The organism is Chloroflexota bacterium, assembly GCA_026708035.1.
Classification (GTDB): Bacteria; Chloroflexota; UBA11872; order UBA11872; family UBA11872; genus JAJECS01.
The window spans coordinates 162,442-181,673 of sequence record JAPOVQ010000001.1 but is presented as its reverse complement, the minus strand read 5'-3'; the positions used below and the strand labels follow the sequence as shown (position 1 = coordinate 181,673).

The following is a 19,232-nucleotide window of genomic DNA, read 5'->3' as shown; positions in this document are numbered from 1 at the left end:
TCCGTTCACCTGGAAATTGGCGGGTGAGTTTAGCACCGATCCCCGTGGCGGCTGGCGACGGATGCGGGTGGCCGCCGGACCGAAACGCGTGGTGCTAGCGTGGCGCGTGGGGAGGGCCAATGGCACTGACGGAACGGCAAGCCCGCGAGCTGCGCAGCCTGGCGGCCAGCTGGAATCGAGCCTCGATGGCGGTCGGCAACCTGCTGCGCGACGGCGCCGTCGCGGCGGACGGCATCGACATGGAAGTGCTGCGTGACGCCATCGACCGCCGCGCGCAGGCCGAGCACCTGCTGATCAGCTTCTGGATCAGTGTCGCCAGCGACCAGTCCGGCGACGTATAGCCGGCTGACGCGGCGCGCATGTCCGAGCGGCAGGAGCAACCAGGCGATGAGTGAACCGCGACCCGGGCCGACCGCGCCGGTCGACACGGAGGAGTTGGCAGCCGGCCGTGCGGCCGCCGGCTATATCAACGGCCTCATCCGCGGTCCCGCCGGCCCCACGCAGCCTCGCGCGCCTTCTCAACAACGCCGGCGAGGCCACGAACGCCTGGCGCGGATGCGTCGCTTCCTCGATGCGCAGGGTAACCCTCAGACTGACCTGCCCGTGGTGCTGGTGGCGGGAACCTCGGGCAAGGGCTCGGTCGCAGTCAAGATCGCGGAGGGACTGCGGGCCGCCGGCTATGTGGCCGGCCTGCACGTCACCCCCTATCTGCAGACGCCGCTGGAGAAGTTTTGGCTCGACGGTCGGCTGGCCCGGCCCCGGGAGCTGGCCGATCTGGCGGCGTGGATCCGACCGGTCGTCGAGCGCGCCGATCCCCGGCAGCCGCCGACCTACGGCATGGTCTGGGTGGCGCTGACGTTCGAATACTTCCGCCGCGCCGGGGTGGACGTCTTGGTTCTCGAGGTGGGCGCGGGCGGACGGTTCGATCTCACCAACGTCTGCGACCCGCTGCTCAACGTGATCACCACTGTCGGGATGGACCACGAGAAGAGCCTGGGGCCGTCGCTGTCCGACATCGCCTGGCACAAGGCCGGCATCGCACGACCGGAGGTGCCTACGGTCATCGGCGAGATGCCGCCGGCGGCGCGGACGGTGGTGATTGACGAGGTGCAGCGCGCCGGGGCGCCCCTCATCGAAGTCGGACCGACGGCCCCCGGCGACTTCCGCGCGACGAATGATCACCTGGCGGAAGCGGCCCTCGATGCACTCGCGGCGAGAGGATTCGCTCGAATTGACGGCGCCGCGCGCGACGCCGCTCGAGCGGGCGCTCTCCCCGGACGCTACGAACGCATGCCGTCCCCCGATGGCCCCGCCGTCATCCTCGACGGCGCCCACAATCCAGACAAGGCCCGCGCCCTGGCCGCCCTGTGGCGGCGCGAATGCTCACCCGAAGCCGGCGTGCTGGTGGCGGGTACGGTGGGCTACCGGTCACCCGCCGCCGTCCTCGGCCCCCTGTGGCCCACGGTCCGAACGTGGATCGCCACTGAGCCCCAGGTCTTGGGCAAACCGCCCACGTCCGCGGCGGTCGCCGCCCAGGCCGGCGGCGAGGCCGGGTATCCGGCGGTCGCCGCCGAGCCCGACCCACTGCGAGCCCTGGATCGCGCCCTGGAGATCTGTCCTCCGGGCGGACGCGTGCTCGTGGCGGGCTCGCTCTACCTGGCGGGCAATATCCGGTCGCGCTGGTATCCCACGGAGGAGATCGAGCGGCAGCGCACCATGTGGCCGCTGCGCCATACTGCGGCCGACGATGCATGACGAACCCGAAGCGCTGCACGGCGACGAGCCCGAAGAGCCGGAGCTTCGCCACTACACGCTGAGCGAGGCCAACGAGATGTTGGTCGAGGCGCGGCCCGTGCTGGCGAAACTGCGTCGCATCTGGCTGGAAGCCGACCCCGACCGTCAGGCCTTCGAGCGCGTCCAGGAATCCGACGCCGGCGCGGTGGACGTGAGCCTGGCCCACCAGCGCCTCATCGCCGGGCTGTGGGACGTCCAGCCGCTGGTGGCTTGGCTGCGCGCCCGCGACATCCTGCTGCGCGACCCCGCCACCGGGCTGATCGACTTCCTTTCGGAGATCGACGGCGAGGACTGCTACCTCTGCTGGCGTCTCGGCGAAGAGGACATCGCCTACTGGCACGGCACCGACGAGGGCTTCGACAACCGGAAGCCGTTGCCGGGCGTTTAGCTTGTCCGCACTCCGAGAAGTAGCTACCGGCGAGCTTCCCATGCGTCAAGTTCTTAAGGCTCGCTTTGGGTACGACGAGTTTCGGCCGATGCAGGCCGAGATCATCGGCAACGTAATGGCGGGCCGAGACTCACTGGTCTTGATGCCCACGGGCAGTGGAAAGTCGCTGTGCTATCAGCTGCCGGCGCTCTGCCTGGACGGGCTGACGCTGGTCGTCTCACCCCTCATCGCCCTGATGAAGGATCAGGTGGACGCGCTGCGATCCAACGGCATCGAGGCGGCGTTCATCAACAGCTCGGTACCGCCGCACGAGGCCGGCGGCGTCTACAACGCGGCGCGGGCCGGGCGGCTCAAGCTCCTCTACATCGCACCGGAGCGTCTGGCGGTCGCCGGGTTTGGTGAGTTTATTCGCGGGGTGCGCATCGACCAGATCGCCATCGACGAGGCGCACTGCATCTCCGAGTGGGGTCACGACTTCCGGCCGGACTACCGCAACCTCCGAACCCTGCGCGAGATCCTTCCTGGCGCTCCCGTGATGGCGCTGACGGCCACCGCGACGGCCAAAGTCCGCGACGACATCGTCGAGCAGCTCATGATCCCGGAGGCGCGTCGGTTCATCTCGAGCTTCAACCGTGAAAATCTGTCCTATATCGTGCGCCCCAAGCGCCGCCCCATCGACCATTTGGTCCAGCAGTTGCGCCGGCATGCTGACGGGGCGGCGATCGTCTATTGCCTCTCGCGCGACGGCACCGAGAGGCTGGCGGCGAAGCTCTCGCGCCACGGCTTGCCAGCGCTCCCGTACCACGCCGGTCTCGACCCGACCGTCCGCCGGGAGACGCAGGAGCGGTTCAATCGGGACGATGCGCGGATCATTGTGGCCACCATCGCCTTCGGCATGGGCATCGACAAGCCCGACGTGCGTCTCATCGCCCACTTCGACCTACCCAAGACGCTGGAAGGCTATTACCAGGAAACGGGGCGGGCCGGACGCGACGGATTGCCCAGCGAATGCGTGCTGTACTTTTCCGCCGGCGACCGGGCCAAATTCACGCGCTTCATCGACGAGATCGAGGACCCGGCAGAGCGCGAGCGGGCTCACCAAAAGCTCGACCAGGTGATCGCCTTTGGTGAGGCGCGGACCTGCCGCCGGGCAACCCTGTTGCAGTACTTCGGTGAGAGCTACGACCGGCCGGATTGCGGCGGCTGCGACGTGTGCCTGGTCGAGCGCGAGGCGTTCGACGCGACCGAGATTGCCCAAATGGTCCTGTCGGCAGTCATTCGCACCGGCGAGCGGTTTGGCCCGGCCCACGTCATCAATGTGCTGCGCGGCTCGCGCGCACGGCGCGTACTGGAGTTGGGTCATGACCAGTTGTCGGTCCACGGCATTGCCCGCGGCCATGGACGCGACGAGCTCAAGGAGATCGTGGGCCTGCTGGAAGACGAGGGGCTGCTGCAGCGGAGTCCCGACAAATTCGCGACAGTCTCGGTGACGCCCGCCGGCCGTGACCTTCTACGCCAGCGCCAGCCGCTGACGCTCAGCCGCATCAAGCGCGCGGCTCTCGACGATCACAGCGGCCCAGCCGACCTGTCGGAACGGGCGAATCTCCAGCAGCGGGCGCGCGGCCAGGGCAACGACCGCGCCGACTTCGACCCGCAGTTGTTCGAACGTCTTCGCGAGTTGCGGCTCCGCCTGGCCGAAGCCAGGGAGCAGCCAGCCTACGTGATCTTCAGCAACCGCACGCTCGAGGAGATGGCGCGCGCCATGCCCCGCGACCACACGACCTTTGCGGAAATCTCGGGCGTCGGCCCGGTAAAGCTGGAGGAATTCGCCGACGATTTCCTGCGGGTAATCCGCGAGTACACAGTTTCAAGGCAATCGGCCTAGTCCGAGAGCTCGGCTCAGTTTGGAACTCGGACAATCCGTCGGGCATGGGTGGTCAGGCTCGGAACGGATTGGGGGAGTGCCTGTGGCCAGATTCCGTTCTTCGGAAGCCCATTCATCCCCTGCGGAGTCCGTTGACGGCCAGCGCGGGCCAACCGTACGGTCAATCTCCGCCAACCATCCCTGACGAGGAAGACAGCCATCGCCAAGCCGCCCGTCAGCGACGCCGCCGTCGCCGCCAAGACCGGCAAGACCTGGGACGAATGGTGCGCCATCCTGGACGCCGCCGGCGGCATGGCCATCGGCCACACGGCCATCGCCGCCTATCTGCGCGACCACCACGACGTCCCGCCCTGGTGGAGCCAGGAAGTCACCGTGGGCTACGAGCGCATCCGCGGCCTGCGCGAGGAGCACCAGACGCCCCGCGGCTACCAGGTGAGCGTGAGCAAGACGCTGCCGGTCGCCGCCGAGACGCTCTACGAGGCTTGGACGGTTGAGGAAACCCGCCGGCGCTGGCTCGGCGACGACGAGCCCCACATCCGCACCGCGCGCCCCAACAAGTCGCTTCGCATCACCTGGGTCGACGGCGTCACCCACGTCGAGGTGGCCTTCTATCCCAAGGGTTTGTCAAAGAGCCAGGTCGTGGTGCAGCACTCAAAGCTCGCGGACCGCGCCGACGTCGAAGCCAAGCGCGCCTACTGGAAGGCGGCCCTCGCCCGCCTCGGTGGCGAGGTGACCTAGCCGCCCGCTACGCTCCCCGAATCCACGCGCCGGAACTCACTCATGCTGCCCCGTGAACGCTATCTGCCTGCCGCCGGCGAGGACATCGCCCAGTGGCATTCGGTCTGCTATATCGACGCCGGCCTCACCCGACTCGAACGATTTCAAACCAGCAGCGCTTCGGACGAATACCACGAGTTCGAGGAACGCACCTCGCCCGACAACGGCCGCACCTGGACCGAGCGCGAAACGCTTCCCGGCGTCGTGAAGGATCTCGAAGGCGGCGGCATCGTCACCTATCTGCCCGGCATCTACGTCGACCGCGCCCGCAACCGGCGCTACCAGATACGTATGCGCCGGATCTGGCCCGGCCTACCGGCCTATACCCATGCGTGGGGGTCCCACCGGCACCCGTGCAACGACCATGCCTTCGCCTGGGCCGACGACGAGCCCGAAACGCTGCTCCGGTATGAGGAAGGGCCGGAATTCGATCCCGAGAATCCGTTTGACGCCGACTTCTGCGCGACCAACCGTGCCTATCCGGGACAGGCCATCACCATCGCACCCGACGGCACGGCCTATCTGCCCCTGGTGGCGCACCCTGCTGAGCTAGAGGCCGCACACGCCAGCGGCGGGCTGGTCGTCATGCGCCGCGAGCCCCAGTCGAGCGAATGGCAGGCCTCGAACATCGAGTTCCTCGGGTGGGAGCGCTCCTCGCGCGGGGTGCTCGAGCCGGAGGTCGCCGTGCTGCGTGATGGCCGCCTGCTCACCGTCGTCCGTGCCAGCCACACCGCCACGACCCCAGGGCGCAAGTGGTTCAGCGTCTCCGACGACGGCGGCCGCGGCTTCTCGCCGTTTCAGGAGCTGCGCTACGACGACGGCTCCCGGTTCTATTCCCCGTCCAGCATCCATCGCTTCATCCGTTCGGAGCGCAACGGGAAGCTCTACTGGCTCGCCAACATCACCCAGGAGCCGCCCGACGGCAACAGCCCGCGCTACCCCCTCTACATCGCCGAGATCGACGAGGATGGCCCGGCGGTGCGGCGCGACAGCCTGCGTCTCGTCGACGACCGCGGCCCGAACGAGCCCGAGGCCCTGCAGCTCTCGAATTTCAACATCCTCGAAGACCGCGAGACGCTGGATATCGAGATCTACCTCACCCGCCTGGGCGAGGTGGCGGACCACTTCTGGCAAGGGGCCGTGTACCGCTACCTCTTCTCGCCACCGGCCTAGGAAAGCTCTGACTAGACCTTTTCCAATCGCAGGAGACCCTTGCGCAATCCCTCCGTCATTCCGGCGGAGGCCGGAATCCAGTCCGGTCGAATCTGGAGTCGCGCGAGATGCTTGGCGTCGGGTGCCCATTGCGAGGAATCATTCAGAATCTCCCTCACGGCGCGCGGTCATCAGATAGAGCCGGCGTTTCGAGTCCTCGATCGCATCCGACCGCTGGACCTCGAAGTGGCGGCCGAAAGCCGACTCGAATTCGGGCTGCGTGTACCAGGGGAAGTCGTGGTTCCGCATCGCCACCAGGCCAACCGCCATGGGATCGTCGGGCGGGACGAACTCGATCAGGAGCTTTGGCCCCAGCGCCGCGAAAAACCGCGCCAGGCGGTCGAAGCCGGTGTTGTTGCCGACTGCCACGTGGTGAATCAGCGCCAGCGCCATCACCAGCCCAGCCGGTCCCCGCGCCGTGAGCGAGGCGATCTCGCGGTTGTCCCACCCAAGCGAGGGGCTGGGATTCGTGATGTCCGCCACGATCGGAATGAGATTGGCTTCTCCAGCCGCGGCCATGCGCCGGTAGTTCACGTCCACCGCACCAGGGTCGCTGTCGATTGACACCACCGAAACGCCGCGAGCGGCGGCAAGCCGGCTGAAGTCGCCCGTGTTGCCGCCGATGTCCCACACCGATTCCACCGAGACGGTGGCGAGGTATTCGGCCACCAGGCGTTTCTTGTCGGCCAGGGCGCGCCCGGAATAGCTCGTCTGGTCGCCATATCCGGCCCAGGGCGTGTCGTCCGGGTTCCACGAAATCCGGCGCACCGTCGACTCCAGGCTGTCCAGCAAGGCGTCGAGCCGTCGTCGGCTCATGCGCCCGGCCAGGTCGGCGCGCTTCCGGCTGGCCGAAGCCGCGCGCGCTTGCGCCCGGCTGTGCAGGTGGAGATGCATCAACAGGCCGGTTCGCAGCCGCGAGCGCCAGGGCAGCAGCCGCGCGGCCAGGTCGAGCGGCAGGCCGTCCAGGTGACTCTGCAGCAGGCCGCTCAAGCGTGCGTCGGTGGAGGCCATGACCGCCAGCGGAGCCAGGAAGTGCTGGCAAAACTGCCGATAGCCCACCCACGGATACCCCGGCTCGTAAGGCTCGAACGACAGGGTGTCGATGAGCATCGGACGACCCGCGTGCAATTGGATGTTGCGCGCGCTCGCGTCCTTCAGCGACAGGCCGTGGTCCAGCGCGCGGCGCTGCACGTGCAAGGTGGCGAGCGCCGCGGCCTTCAGCTGCGAGAACGACCACTCAAACGGATAGGAGACGAACGTCAGCTGCTCGGGCCGCAAGACGGCCACGGCGCCCGGCTCGGCCGCCAGGTTCGGGTCGACGGTCTCGTGCGGAATGAGCAGACCGTCGTCGACGAGGCTGGCATACAGCCCCGAGTCCATCAGGGTGCGGAACGTCGACTCGTAGGACTGGTTGACCTGTCGCAGGAACTCGCCGTCGCGCCGGAACATGAACCCCGCCGGATCGCGGAACGACCCCGGCAGGCGCGCGTCAGGATCGGCGGTCATCCGTCCTCTCGGCTGGCCTCCTCGGCCGGCGGGCTCGCCTCCGGCATCGACCGTCGAAACCACCCGATGATTCGTCCAAACACGTACCGAAACCACAGCCGTGCCGATAGGAGCCCGCCGAGCACGGCCGCAATGATGATCTGGATCGCGAAGCTGCCGCTGCCGGGATCGATGTAGCTGCGACCGGCGAGCCGCACGATCTGGAAGGCAACCAAGACGGCGGCTAGGGCGCCAACCGGCGCACGTGCCATCGGCGGTCGTGATGGACGGGCATTCAAAGCCACGGCACCCCGCTATGATCTTTGGCTTCGGTGGCCGACACTACCGACATACTGTGGACGAGACTCACGACCAGCGCAAGACGGGGATCTCCGGCGCCCCGCGTTCGTTTCCGGTCACGCCCGCCCCGCTGGGTCGAGCCTTCCGCGCCTGTCGGTGGTTGCGGGTGACCTGTGCTCACTAGGTCGCTCTGGCTCGCCATTGCGCTGGCGGCGCTTGGGGTCTGGGCCAGCCTCGTGCCCCAGGTGACTTATACGACCGTCTCGAGCGGCGAGCCCGCGGACGACGTCTTGATCGCTTGGCCGGGATGGGGCGTGCAGCAGGACCTCGGTCCCGTGAGAGGGATCGTGGGGCGCTTTCAGATTTGGGTGTCAGCGGAGCCCGACGGGGATGACGTGACCGTGCGGGCCTCGCTGGTGGATGCCGCCACCCGCGAAGTGCTGCGACAAACGTTCATCGAGGCCACGCCAAGCTATATCCCGGTCCCGCGCACACTCACCTTTCCCAGCTATGCCGTGCCGGAGGGCCAGCGGCTGCTGTTGCAACTTCAAGTGCAGTTGCCCGAGCAGTACTACGTGATCTATCGGCTGGCCGCCTCGCAGCATGGGATTGCGAACGCGATGGTGAACGGGGTCCCGGATTCCAGCGACGGACCGTTGGTCGTTGCGCATGTCGAGACCGGCAGCGGGCTGCGCGCCGCGCTTGTCGGTGAACCAGCCGCGCGGAGTCGACTCGCCCTGTCTGTCCTACTGAGTGTGCTGGTGACTCTCTCGCATCCCCGCGTCTTGGCGGCGTTTCGGCGCCTGGGGATGGCCGCATGGCATGGGATCCAGCGACCGGTGAGGCGGCTGAGGCGTCTCGAAGGACCGGGCGCCGATTCGGGTACCGGCGACACGCCGACGTTGGTCGGCCGTGTGCTGGCGACGCCCTGGTATCCGTGGCCGGCCGCGGCGATCCCGATCCTGCATTTCCTGACCAGCAACCCGGTGCACTTCGCCCCAATCGAGGCCGTCCTTCCGCTGGCCGTTGCCTTGGCGGTGGTGACCGGCGGCGTCGTCAGCCTGCGACTGCTTCTCAAGGATTGGCACCGGCCCGCTGCCGCGACGGCCGGCGTCACGGTCGTCGCTTTTGCGTACGGCCACATCGCGCGCGCGCTCGATGGAATCCTGGACGAACGTGCGCTCTTTGCGGGTGCGGTTGTACTCGCCGCGGGAGCGGTCGTGATGGCCATACGGGCTGGTTTGTTGGCCGCTCGGGGGACGCAACTGCTGAATCTCACAGCCGCCGTCTTGCTTGTCTTCCCGGTCGCAAGCCTCGCCGGCGGCATTGCGGCGGCGATTGCACGGCCGTCGGCGTCGGAGTCCGAATCGGCGGAAGATCTTGCGGCCCGCTTGCTTCCATCCGGCCTGCCGACTGTGAGCGGAGACCGTCCCGACATCTACTACCTCATCCTCGATTCGTACACGCGGGATGCAGGGCTCGGGGAGTTCGATAACACTGGCTTTCTGCGCGAACTTGAGCGTCGAGGTTTCTACGTGGCATCGGAGGCCGTCAGCAACTATCGGCACTCCGTTCCGTCAATACCTTCAATTCTCAACATGTCCTATGCGGACGAAATCAAACGACTCTTGCCGGAACGTGGTAACGACTTGGTCAGTCTCACCGAGAGCCATGCGCTTGGCGCGATCCTGAAGAACCTCGGGTACACATATGTGCATCTTGAATCGGGATTCCGCTACACGAGCGATTCGCCGCTCGCCGACGTCATCGTCACATTTTCACCTGCCGGCGTACGCGCCACTGATCGCTCGGGCGGATTCGTGGCTTCAGAGGGAGCGCCAAGTCAATCTGTGGTTTCAATCAGATTCATCGGTTCGCTCATCAATACTACAATTCTGAAACCGATTGTTGGCAACCGATTCTTGCTTGGCGATTCCACCCCCTATAGCTTTTGGTCATCGCTCCGCACCCTTGAGATGTTTGAGTTCCTAACAAATCCTATTGATGTAGACGGTCCAAAATTTGTATTTGCACACATCAACAAGCCACACGGTCCGGCGACGTTTGATTAGCACGGCAATTTCATTGAGGCTGACACCTCGACTGTGGCGTTCAGACGCAATCATGACCCGAGTGTTCCTGAGCCATATATTGGGCAAGTGATCTATATCAACTCGTTGGTGTTGCGAATGGTCGATGGCATTCTACAATCGAGCGATCAGAATCCAATTATCGTCATTACGGCTGATCATGGCCTCAATAGACCAGGAATAGTGAAGCACTATATTTTGTCCGCATTTTACTTGCCGAACGGTGGTAATGAGGGTCTGTATCCTTCCATTACACCCGTCAATCACTTCCGATATATTCTAGACTATTACTTCGATGTTGATCTGGGACTGCTTGAGGATCGAGTGGTCGGTCTTGAATGAGGCCAATTCAACTTGGCGGTCCGGCGTATGTCGATGTGGGTTGGGGGACGGCGGGACGCTCGGATTGACGCATGCCAATGTGCAAGCGGGCGGGCCACACCCTCGGAATCGCTCGGAAAAGCTAGGGCAGCGGCTGCGAGGATGAGCCTCGCCGCGCGAATTGCAGATCGCGGTGCCGAGGGCGGGATTCGAACCCGCACGAGCGGTTGCTCACAGCCTCCTGAGGACTGCGTGTCTGCCAGTTTCACCACCTCGGCCGGCCGGTAGCGGAGGCAGGAATCGAACCTGCGGCCAAGGGCTTATGAGTCCCCTGCTCTACCTCTGAGCTACTCCGCCGCGCCCCCGCACGAAAGGCGCCGGGGCTGGGCTTGAACGGTACCACGGCAGCGGTGCGTGAAATGTTCTCGACGTCCGTCCACCATCGCGGGGGCCGGGAGACTGAACGCGGTTCGATGGCGGGAGACCGCGGGCATCCGCATCCAGGGCGACGGAGGTCCCGTTCGTCTTCCCCAGGAGGAGAGTGTAAGGACGCGGGGACTCCGCGGCGGGAGCCCCCACCGCCTAGCGCGGCCTGAGGGTTGCGTCCCTGCCGAGCCCACCGTCGTAGCCCGTGCGCTGGTAAATTGAGCCCGGCGCATGGTGCTCGATGGTGACGATCCCGGAAAGCACCTCGTAGGCCACACCGGTCTCACCCACCACCACGCGCGCCACGGGTACGACGTGCTGGATCTCCACCAGGCCGTAGCGCGGGTCCGTGCCCACCACGTTCAGCGTCAGCAGGTAGGTTTTCTCGGGCATGAGGCTGGTCGCCGCGCCGCCGCCCGTATCGCCGTTGATCTCGAGGCGCCGGGCGTCAAACTCGATTCGGGCGATCTGCTCGGGCGCCCGCAGCGCCACGGGACCTGGCCACCACCGCAGCGACGCAGTCCGCGGGTTCGGATTGTCGGGCTGGAGGTCCACCCCGAGCGGACTGGCTTCGTAGAGGCGAAACTCGGTTCCTGTCGTGAAGGCAATGTCCTCGGGATTGCGGAACCAGAAGTTGAGCACCGCGCGCTCGCCGTCGACGCCGCCGTCGAAGCCAAGCCCGGCGCTGGGCGCCTGGCGATCCACGCTTGGGCCCGCGCGACTCGGTCGAATCTGCGCAAACGGCGGAATGTTTGTGCGGGCGCTCAGGCTTAGCGCGCCGCAATCCGGGACCGCGAGCGCGACCACCTGCGGCAGCCCGGTGAGCACTGTTTCCACCGAACCGGCCGTCACCCGCGACCCAGGCTCGCCGAGCAGGTACAGATCAACCTCGCCGTCTGCCGACTCGCAGACGGCTTGCTGCGGTCCCGGCAGTCCCGCGCCGTCGGACCCGATGCGCCAGACCGGCGACCACGCCGTCGCGAGGTCGTAGGCCCGCAGTCCATGCCCGGCCCACAGCGCCTCGTCGCGTGACACGCCCAGCGCAGTCGGTTCGAGCGGCTCGGCGAGTACGACCACCCCGCGCAGCGGCAAGTCGGCCATGGTCTGAATTTGTGGCGTGAGCGTGGCGCGCTCCGCCGGGAGCGCGATCGAGGACTGCAAGATCTCGTGATCGGCAAGTGCGCTAATGGCGACGAGTTGGTGCAAGGGAGGCGGCGATCCCAGCGTGGTCACGGGAGCGCTGCGCGGCACAATCTGGCGCAGGGCGCGATAGCTGGCCGAATCGACCTCGGTCGTACCGGCGCCCGGCATGACCTGATACACGCGGCTTCGCAGGCCTGCGGGCGTGGTCACGTCAGTCAGCAGCCTGAAGTGGCTCGGGTCGTCGAGCAGGCGCTTGGCGGAAGGATCGAGGTTGGCGGCCGTGGCGTCTGTCAGGTGGAGGTGCGTGATGCCCATATCCAAGAGGTCGTCGCGATGCAGGAACCGCAGCCCGTCTTCGTAGACCCACGTGGTGTGAGTGCCCACGAACATTTGCTGATCGCGGTGGGAGAGGGGGGATGCAACGCCGGCGGCTGATGCGCTGATGTGCGGCCTTGGCGTAAGGAGGCGCGCCTCGGTTGGCAGATTGTCCCGGAGCCAGGTGTATAGCTCCCAACTCGCTTCGATCTCCCAGCCCCAGGAGGTCCGGTCTCGGTAGTGATGCCCCGAGTCGTCGGCCGCCGGGTCGACGATTTCGAGGTCCTTGAGCGCCAGCTGCACACCAGCGGCCGCCCGAGGAAGGCCGGTCGGCACGAGAACCAGGAGGGCAACCAAACACCACGGCCAGGCGCCGGTGCACCGGCCTCCGCAACGCACCGATGAGCGCCCCGACGCCGGAAAGCGCAGCGATCATCGCCACGGCGTGGGTAAGCCAGAGAATCCGGTCGTCCTGCCACGGTATAACCGACTGCAGCAGTTGGGCTTCCAGCAGCCCGAAGGCGCCAGCCGCCGTCAGGACGCCCAGACCCCAACTGCGTCGCCGGTAGGCCGCGAAGGCGCCGACCGCGATCAGCGGGATTGCCCCGAGCCTGACCAGCGCCGACCCACTTTGATGGAAGAGCAGGAAATGGTCCACGTCCGGCTCCCATGCCACGCGTACGAGTCCGGCGGTGCCGCCGCGGTCGAAGATTTCATCGGAAATGGGACCGCCGGCCAGCACGACGAGCAACGCGCTCGCGACGAGCGCCCCGGCCAGCGTGAGCCGCTCACTTCCTCGCAGCCGGACCAGGCGAATGACGCCCACCAGCGCCAGCGCCGCGCAGCCGAAGATCGTCACCGAGGTGTCGCCCAGGGCCAAGACCCCGGCTGCCGCGGCCAGCAGCAGCGCGTGCCGTGCCCGCGTGAAGGCGGCGGCGACGAGGACGACGCAGCCGACGGCCAGTGGCCGTTGCAACATTTTCATCCACAAGAACGCTGGCCTAGGGGTCGGCTGCGACCCGAAGATGGCGAGGTCCTCGAGGTATCCGGTGCGATATCCGAGGAACACGCCGCCATCGAAATACCCGAATATCCGTCCATAAAACAACCCCACGGTGACGCCGATCCCAAGCGCCAGGGGAAGCGGCGCGCCTGTGTCGTAGGCGAAGCCGGCGACGGCGAGGACGAGTGCGCCGACGAGGAAGGCCGCGAGGGCGTCGAAAGCCGTCCACGGAAAAACCCGGGCCACGTTGATGATGCTGGCCGCGAGCAGGTCAGCGCCGTAGTGATACCCGATCCCCGCGTCGACTCCGTAGGGCGTCACGGGCGGAAACTCCCCGCGAGCCAAGCGGAAGATCAGCGCGTAGTGCCATTCGCCATCGAATGGGTACTCGTGCGTTCGAGTCGCGTAGGCGAGAGCAAATACGCCGACGGCCATCGCCGCCATGGCCAGCAGCGCGGTCCGGGACCCTTCGGGCGGAAGACGCAGCGCGCCGCTGCGCCGAGCGGCGACGATCCCCAGCGCTGACGTCGCAATCAGCCCAAACCAGGCCGAGGGCGCGCCCGGGATCACGTACGCCGCAAGATTGGTGACCAGTAGCACCACCGCCACGCCCACGAACGGCGCGTAGAACGGCCAGACCAGTCGCGGCCGATCCCGAAAGACGGCGTAGGCGAAGAGCGCGCCGATGGCCGCAATCCACAGGCAGACCGCCACGGACGCGATCACCCCGGGCCAGAGAGATGCGGCCGGATCCAGGCTCATGCCGTCATGCCCCGTGGAGCTAGCGCGGCTGGACCCCTCGTCTCCTTAGGAGACGCGTGCAAAACCATCCGTCATTCCGGCGAAGGCCGGAATCCAGGCCTCGTCGAACCCGGAATCCCCACGAAGCGCTATAGAGACCCAGCGTCCGAGCATGTTTGGCAAGAATCTCCTTGGTCGAGAGCCGCGATGCGGCTCGTCGGCGTGCACGGGGGTGGCTGGGATTGTCTAGCCCGCCTCGGGCGGATCCACGCGCACGGTGATGATATCCGTGCCGTGAAATTGCTGGTGGTTCACGGACGTGGCGTAGTGCCGCAGCAGCTGCAGCGAGAGCTCGCTCTCGGCCACGATTTCCGAGTCGTGCTGCTGGAGTTGGCGCACGCGGTCTTCCAGGTTCTCTTCGCTGCCGCCGCCGATGAACTCCAGGTCCGCCACCGGGCCCTCGCTCGAAGCCACCACGACCAGGCGACGTCCGTCGTCGTCATCATCGTCGTCGTCGTCGAGGCTGAGTTTCATCGGCGCCAGCGTCAGCAGCGTTTCTTCCGCCACCGCGTTCAAGCGGTCTTTCATCGCGGTGTCCCAGCCGCGGCGGTCGGCGAACTTGGTAACGAATGCCGAGAGCTCGGGAAGCACTTCGATGTTGAGCCTCGACTCGAATCGCATCCGCCGATGGCTCGTCAGTTCCATGAACAGGATCATCGCCACCACGGCGAATCCCCCGGTCGTCACGCCGCTCTTGAGCAGCGTGCCCCACACCGTGCCGAGGTCCGGCAAGCTGAACAGCCCGAACTGAAACGCCGCGCCGATCCAAAACGAGAGGCCCGCGATGGTCAGCCGTTGCCGGTTCTCTTCGGTCTGGATCACCGTGCGCGCGCCGTCCACGAACAGCGTGCCCGTCACCAGGATCAGGTAGCCCGCCATCACGGGTCCCGGCAGCGAGCTCAGCAGCCCCGAAACCTTGGGGAAGAACGCCAGCAGGATGAACAGGCCGCCAATGAGGTAGCCCACCCGGCGCGACGCGACGCCCGTGACCTGCGTGAACGACACGATGCCCGGACTGACGATGGTGGGTACCGAGCCTGCGACGCCGGCGAGCACGTTGCTCACACCCGTGCCGGCCAGGGATCCCTGCACCTCGCGGAAGTTGATGGCCAGGTCTTCGCGCCGCGCCACCCGCTGCAGCGAGATGGATTCGCCGTTCACCTGGATGGAGATGATCACGCCCAGGAACAGGAACGCCGGCAGCAGCGTCCAGAAGGGGATGCCGAAGTCGAATCCCAGCTGCGGCCCTTCGCTGGGAAGTCCCACCCAGCCGGCCTCGGTCACCCGGTCGAAGTCGTAGATGCCGAAGGCCGCGGCAGCCACCGAGCCGACCACGATGCCGATCATCGGCGCCCACAGTCGCCAGACTGGTGAACCGCGAAGGGTGAGCGCGGCCACCACGACCAGCGTGACCAGCGCGGTCAACGGCGCCGCCACGGGTTCGGCTTCCGCGGCCTCGTCCAGCAGGCCGAAGACCACCGAAGCCAGCGTGATCGAGAGAATCATCATCACGGTGCCGCTGATCGTCGGCGTCACGATTCGGCGCAGGATGAACAGCCACCTGGAAATCACCAGCTGGAACGCCGCCGAGGCCAGGATTAGCCAGGTCAACGTCGCCGGTCCGCCGTCCTTCAGCGCCGTGATGCAGAACGGAATGGAGAAAGCCGCCGTGAACAGCGGCAGCACGGCGCCGGCGCCGAGGGGCCCGATCCGGCGAACCTGCAAGAACGTGGCCAGTCCGACCACCACCAGCGTCGCGAAGACCATCCAGCCGAGGTAGGCGTCGTCCTGTCCCGACGCCTTGGCCACGATCACCGGCGTGACCAGCAGGGCGGCGGACGCGATCAGACCGAATTGCAGGGTGTACCCGAGCGAGGCCAGCAGCGGCGGATTCTCGTGCGCCTCGTAGCGTGGATGCTGCTGGGTCGCCGCCGCCAGAACTACCTCCCCGCAACCGTGTCGCGCGGCAAGTCTGGGCGCACTATACGACGAACCAGGGTCCGACGATGGATCTAGCGGGCTGCGCGCAGCGTCGGACTCGTCATTCCCGCGGGGTGAGACCCTTGCGTGATCCGCCCGTCATTCCGGCGGAAGCCGGAATCCAGTCCGGTCGAATCCGGACGCGCGCCGGATGCATGGCGTCGGGCGGGTCCGAGACCTGCACCTCCCGGACCTTGCCGAGGTCTCTGGAGGCGGCAAACCCGCCCAATTCACCCCGGAGACTCACCCAGCACTCCGCGCGCCCATCGACTCCCGCGGATCACACCCGCTCGGCGCGGCGGGCGATTGCCCTGATCAGCCCGCCGAAGATCCAGCGATGAAGCGGATACAAGCCATACCAGTACGCCAATCCCGGCAGGCCCTTGGGAATGAACGCCGCCGTTTGCTCCAGGTGAGACGTGCCGTCCCCGGCTTCACGCGCCTCGAACTGGAGCCAGGCTCGGCCCGGGAGCTTCATCTCCGCGCGCAGGCGAACCGAGCGATCGGCCTGCAGGTCCTCGACCCGCCAGAAGTCCAGCGCGTCGCCGATGCGCAGGTGGTCGGGATGGCGCCGCCCCCGGCGTAGACCGACGCCGCCCAGCATGCGGTCCAACGCTCCACGCAGCCGCCAGGTCCAGGTGGCGAAATACCAGCCGCGTCCGCCGCCGATGCCGGTGAACACCCGGTACACCTCTTGCGCCGGCGCCGACACCCGCATGCGGCGGCGCTCGATGATCATCCCGTGACGCGACTCCAGCCCCACGGGTTGCTCGCGCCACGCCGGCGCGCCCAGGGCGTCGCTCCACGACGTGTCGATCCGCCCCGCGTCGAGATCGTCGACCACGCGGGCAATCGCTCCGGAATAGTCCATCGGATCCACGTCTGGAAAGAGCTCTCGGGCCGAATCGTTGGTCACCACCACGTCGTTGTGCAGGCCCTCGATCAGCGCCGAGCTGATTCCCGCATGAATCGGGGTGATCCAATGCACCCAATAGGCGGACAGGCGCGGCGTCAGCACCGGTACCGGCACCAATAGCCGTCTGAGCCCCCGCGCCCGGGCATAGCCCAGCATCATGCCCCGGTAGGTGACCACGTCCTTCCCGCCGATCTCGACGATCTGCCCTTGGCTTTCCGGCGCATCGAGGGCCGACACCAGGTACACCAGGAGATCGTCGACGGCGATGGGCTGGATGTGCGAATAGATCCACTTCGGGCAGATCATCACCGGCAGCCGCTCGACCAGGTAGCGAATCATCTCGAAGGAGATGCTGCCCGCGCCGACGATCACGGCCGCCCGGAACTCGGTGACCGGCACGCCACTCTCTCGCAGCGCCTGGCCCGTGGATTGCCGGGATCGCAAATGGCGGGAAAGCTTCGACGCCGGATCTCCCAGACCCCCCAGGTAGATGATCCGGTTGACGCCCGCGGCCTTCGCGGCCCTGCCGAACGCGCGAGCGGCCTGCATGTCCCGCTCGTGGAAATCGGCGCCGCTCGACATGCTGTGAACCAGGTAGTAGGCCGTGTCGACCCCCGCCAGCGCCTCCGACAACGCCTGCGCGTCCAGCACATCGCCCACCGCCACCTCGACCTGCGACTGCCAGGCACGGGCGGCCACCGGCGACCGGCTGCGGACTAGCACCCGAACCCGACGACCCGACCCGACCAGCCGCGGCACCAACCGCCCGCCGATATACCCCGTCGCGCCGGTGACGAGGATTGTCTGGCGGCCCACTTGCATTCTCCGCCCTACGCCGGAGCGTCCGTTCGTCGGAGTCTTCCCACGCTACCGCTTATTCGCGATGCCAATCGTGCCGATTGTTTCGCAACCACTGGCAGAATCCTCATAAGCAGCCAAGAACTCGGATGGCTCTGAAACAGGCCCCGGGACTTAATCCCATCCGTTCGCCCTGAGCTTGTCGAAGGGATTGCCGAACGGATGGGAGTCGGTGCCTTGCATTCCAGGCCAGACCGTTCGGCGACACGCGCCGACGCCTCAGTACTTGCGCCAGCTCCCGGTCGTCATCAAGTCGCCCCGCACCTCGATCTTGTGCCGCAGGCTGCCAATCAGATCCGCGTCGTCGCCCTCGTAGGGAAGCACGCGCGCCACCGGCTTGCCGCGCCTGGTGACGATCAGTCCCTCGGCGTCCATCTCATCCAGCAACGCCAGCCACTGCTCCTTGAACTTCTCGGCCTCGATCTCTCGCACTGTCATTCCTCCGATATCGACATGTCATCTGACTGGTCACCTGGAACGTCCACTTGGCTGCGCACCGGCACCGGGGAACCGACCGAGTATCGTCACATCTCTCCCGGCTGCTAGTTGACGCTGGCCAATTGCGCCCTGGTGGCCTCGAGCGTACGGACGACGTCGTAGTCTCCGTCCTCGGTAGGGATCCAGCCTTGAATCCGCAGCACGCCGAGAGCCGCCGGGTCGTCGAAACTCAGGAAGGCTTCTTTGACCGCAGTGTGGAAGCTCGCGGGCAGGCTGTTCTGCACCGAAATGGGGTCGGTGGGAATCAGTGCGGACGTCCAGATGATCCGTAGGTCGTCCTCGTTTAGTTTGCCTGTCTCAAAGAGTCGCGGCAGGGTCTCGTTGTTGTTGGAGGCCAGGTCAACGGTGCCGTTGACCACGGCCAGAGCCGTAGCTTCGTGGGAACCCGCGAATGACACGTCGCTGAAATAGGACTCGGGGTCGATGTTCCGTTCCAGAAAAAACACCGTGGGAACCAGGAAACCCGACGTGGACTCGGGATCGTTGAAGGCAAACGTACGGCCCCGCGCGTTTTCGATGGTCGTGATGCCGCTGTTTTTGTGGGTGATGAGCAGGCTGTTATAGCCAGCGATCCCGCTGTCCTCGTTAATCCACCTGACCACCGGCTCGATATCGGCACCCTGTTCGCGGGCCTTGACGTAGGACGTAGGGCCCAGCTGCACGATGTCGACGTCGCCGTTCCTGGCGGCCGTGATGGTGGCGGTGTAGTCGGCGCCTACGAATACTTCCACCTCCAATTCAAGCCGAGCCTCCAGATGTTCCACCACCGGGGTCCAGTCGGCGATGACGTTGGCTTCGGTGGGAATCAGACCCAGCCGGACCTTCGCCGGCCAGCCCGTCCGATCGACCGTGGCCTCGCCAAAGGCTGCTGGCGCTTCCGTCGGTGTCGCGGTATCTGGGCCGCAGGCCATGAAGACTGCGGGAAGGGCCAGCGCGAGGACTACGCCCAAGATTTGAAGCCGTCTCCCCGGCCGAACCTGCGTCATGCTCTTCAGCTCGCGTTTCTCGATGGCAGGAACCTGGAGGAGTCCCCACCAGAC

15 protein-coding genes and 2 tRNA genes are annotated in these 19,232 nt (G+C 66.4%); 7 read left to right on the top strand and 10 right to left on the bottom strand.

What is annotated here, in order from left to right; genetic code table 11:
* Positions 1-119: 119 nt before the first annotated feature.
* The 6 genes from OXG33_00795 to OXG33_00770 all read left to right on the top strand — a co-directional run bounded on the left by OXG33_00795 (position 120) and on the right by OXG33_00770 (position 6,017).
* Complete coding sequence (locus tag OXG33_00795) at positions 120-341, top strand: hypothetical protein (protein ID MCY4112461.1); 222 nt, start codon at positions 120-122, stop codon at positions 339-341.
* Between the two features lie 46 nt (positions 342-387).
* Positions 388-1,755, top strand: coding sequence for a hypothetical protein (locus tag OXG33_00790; protein MCY4112460.1), 1,368 nt, complete (start codon positions 388-390; stop codon positions 1,753-1,755).
* On the top strand, positions 1,748-2,182 hold the full coding sequence (locus OXG33_00785; GenBank protein MCY4112459.1) for a DUF2203 domain-containing protein: 435 nt from the start codon (positions 1,748-1,750) through the stop codon (positions 2,180-2,182). The genes OXG33_00790 and OXG33_00785 overlap by 8 nt, the downstream gene beginning before the upstream one ends.
* Before the next feature lie 40 nt (positions 2,183-2,222).
* On the top strand, positions 2,223-4,067 hold the full coding sequence (gene recQ, locus OXG33_00780) for a DNA helicase RecQ (GenBank protein ID MCY4112458.1): 1,845 nt from the start codon (positions 2,223-2,225) through the stop codon (positions 4,065-4,067).
* A 198-nt stretch (positions 4,068-4,265) separates the two neighbouring features.
* On the top strand, positions 4,266-4,805 hold the full coding sequence (locus OXG33_00775; GenBank protein ID MCY4112457.1) for a DUF4287 domain-containing protein: 540 nt from the start codon (positions 4,266-4,268) through the stop codon (positions 4,803-4,805).
* 42 nt (positions 4,806-4,847) lie between these two features.
* A complete protein-coding gene (locus OXG33_00770; protein MCY4112456.1) occupies positions 4,848-6,017 on the top strand; it encodes a sialidase family protein in 1,170 nt (389 codons plus the stop codon).
* A gap of 138 nt (positions 6,018-6,155) precedes the next feature.
* Here the strand turns inward: OXG33_00770 and OXG33_00765 are convergent, their stop codons facing one another.
* Positions 6,156-7,562 carry a class I SAM-dependent methyltransferase gene (locus tag OXG33_00765; protein ID MCY4112455.1) on the bottom strand — a complete coding sequence of 469 codons (1,407 nt, stop codon included), beginning with the start codon at positions 7,560-7,562 and terminating at the stop codon, positions 6,156-6,158.
* Positions 7,559-7,813: a hypothetical protein gene (locus OXG33_00760; GenBank protein MCY4112454.1), complete on the bottom strand. Its 255-nt coding sequence runs from the start codon at positions 7,811-7,813 to the stop codon at positions 7,559-7,561. Before OXG33_00760 ends, OXG33_00765 begins: the two co-directional genes overlap by 4 nt.
* 201 nt (positions 7,814-8,014) lie before the next feature.
* Here OXG33_00760 and OXG33_00755 point away from each other — a divergent pair, with 201 nt between their 5' ends.
* A complete protein-coding gene (locus tag OXG33_00755; GenBank protein ID MCY4112453.1) occupies positions 8,015-9,913 on the top strand; it encodes a hypothetical protein in 1,899 nt (632 codons plus the stop codon).
* A gap of 533 nt (positions 9,914-10,446) precedes the next feature.
* On the opposite strand, the gene OXG33_00750 is transcribed toward OXG33_00755, so the two are convergent.
* The 8 genes from OXG33_00750 to phnD form a co-directional block, all read right to left on the bottom strand.
* Positions 10,447-10,530 (bottom strand) — tRNA-Leu (locus tag OXG33_00750).
* Between the two features lie 7 nt (positions 10,531-10,537).
* A tRNA-Met gene (locus tag OXG33_00745) sits at positions 10,538-10,609 on the bottom strand.
* Between the two features lie 225 nt (positions 10,610-10,834).
* Complete coding sequence (locus tag OXG33_00740; GenBank protein MCY4112452.1) at positions 10,835-12,136, bottom strand: hypothetical protein; 1,302 nt, start codon at positions 12,134-12,136, stop codon at positions 10,835-10,837.
* Complete coding sequence (locus OXG33_00735; protein ID MCY4112451.1) at positions 12,033-13,901, bottom strand: hypothetical protein; 1,869 nt, start codon at positions 13,899-13,901, stop codon at positions 12,033-12,035. Before OXG33_00735 ends, OXG33_00740 begins: the two co-directional genes overlap by 104 nt.
* A 225-nt stretch (positions 13,902-14,126) precedes the next feature.
* Positions 14,127-15,800, bottom strand: a complete 1,674-nt coding sequence (locus tag OXG33_00730; protein ID MCY4112450.1) for a purine/pyrimidine permease — start codon at positions 15,798-15,800, stop codon at positions 14,127-14,129.
* 400 nt (positions 15,801-16,200) lie between these two features.
* Positions 16,201-17,658: a DUF2867 domain-containing protein gene (locus OXG33_00725; GenBank protein MCY4112449.1), complete on the bottom strand. Its 1,458-nt coding sequence runs from the start codon at positions 17,656-17,658 to the stop codon at positions 16,201-16,203.
* A gap of 255 nt (positions 17,659-17,913) precedes the next feature.
* On the bottom strand, positions 17,914-18,132 hold the full coding sequence (locus OXG33_00720) for a hypothetical protein (GenBank protein MCY4112448.1): 219 nt from the start codon (positions 18,130-18,132) through the stop codon (positions 17,914-17,916).
* Between the two features lie 104 nt (positions 18,133-18,236).
* The gene (phnD, locus tag OXG33_00715) at positions 18,237-19,142 is read right to left on the bottom strand and encodes a phosphate/phosphite/phosphonate ABC transporter substrate-binding protein (GenBank protein ID MCY4112447.1); all 906 of its coding nucleotides are present in this window, start codon (positions 19,140-19,142) and stop codon (positions 18,237-18,239) included.
* Positions 19,143-19,232: the final 90 nt, after the last annotated feature.

Coding starts and splice junctions, on each gene's coding strand:
- OXG33_00795 (MCY4112461.1), top strand. CDS start 120: ATGGCACTGACGGAACGGCAAGCCCGCGAGCTGCGCAGCCTGGCGGCC.
- OXG33_00790 (MCY4112460.1), top strand. CDS start 388: ATGAGTGAACCGCGACCCGGGCCGACCGCGCCGGTCGACACGGAGGAG.
- OXG33_00785 (MCY4112459.1), top strand. CDS start 1,748: ATGCATGACGAACCCGAAGCGCTGCACGGCGACGAGCCCGAAGAGCCG.
- recQ (MCY4112458.1), top strand. CDS start 2,223: ATGCGTCAAGTTCTTAAGGCTCGCTTTGGGTACGACGAGTTTCGGCCG.
- OXG33_00770 (MCY4112456.1), top strand. CDS start 4,848: ATGCTGCCCCGTGAACGCTATCTGCCTGCCGCCGGCGAGGACATCGCC.
- OXG33_00765 (MCY4112455.1), bottom strand. CDS start 7,562: ATGACCGCCGATCCTGACGCGCGCCTGCCGGGGTCGTTCCGCGATCCG.
- OXG33_00760 (MCY4112454.1), bottom strand. CDS start 7,813: ATGGCACGTGCGCCGGTTGGCGCCCTAGCCGCCGTCTTGGTTGCCTTC.
- OXG33_00740 (MCY4112452.1), bottom strand. CDS start 12,136: ATGGGCATCACGCACCTCCACCTGACAGACGCCACGGCCGCCAACCTC.
- OXG33_00735 (MCY4112451.1), bottom strand. CDS start 13,901: ATGAGCCTGGATCCGGCCGCATCTCTCTGGCCCGGGGTGATCGCGTCC.
- OXG33_00725 (MCY4112449.1), bottom strand. CDS start 17,658: ATGCAAGTGGGCCGCCAGACAATCCTCGTCACCGGCGCGACGGGGTAT.
- OXG33_00720 (MCY4112448.1), bottom strand. CDS start 18,132: ATGACAGTGCGAGAGATCGAGGCCGAGAAGTTCAAGGAGCAGTGGCTG.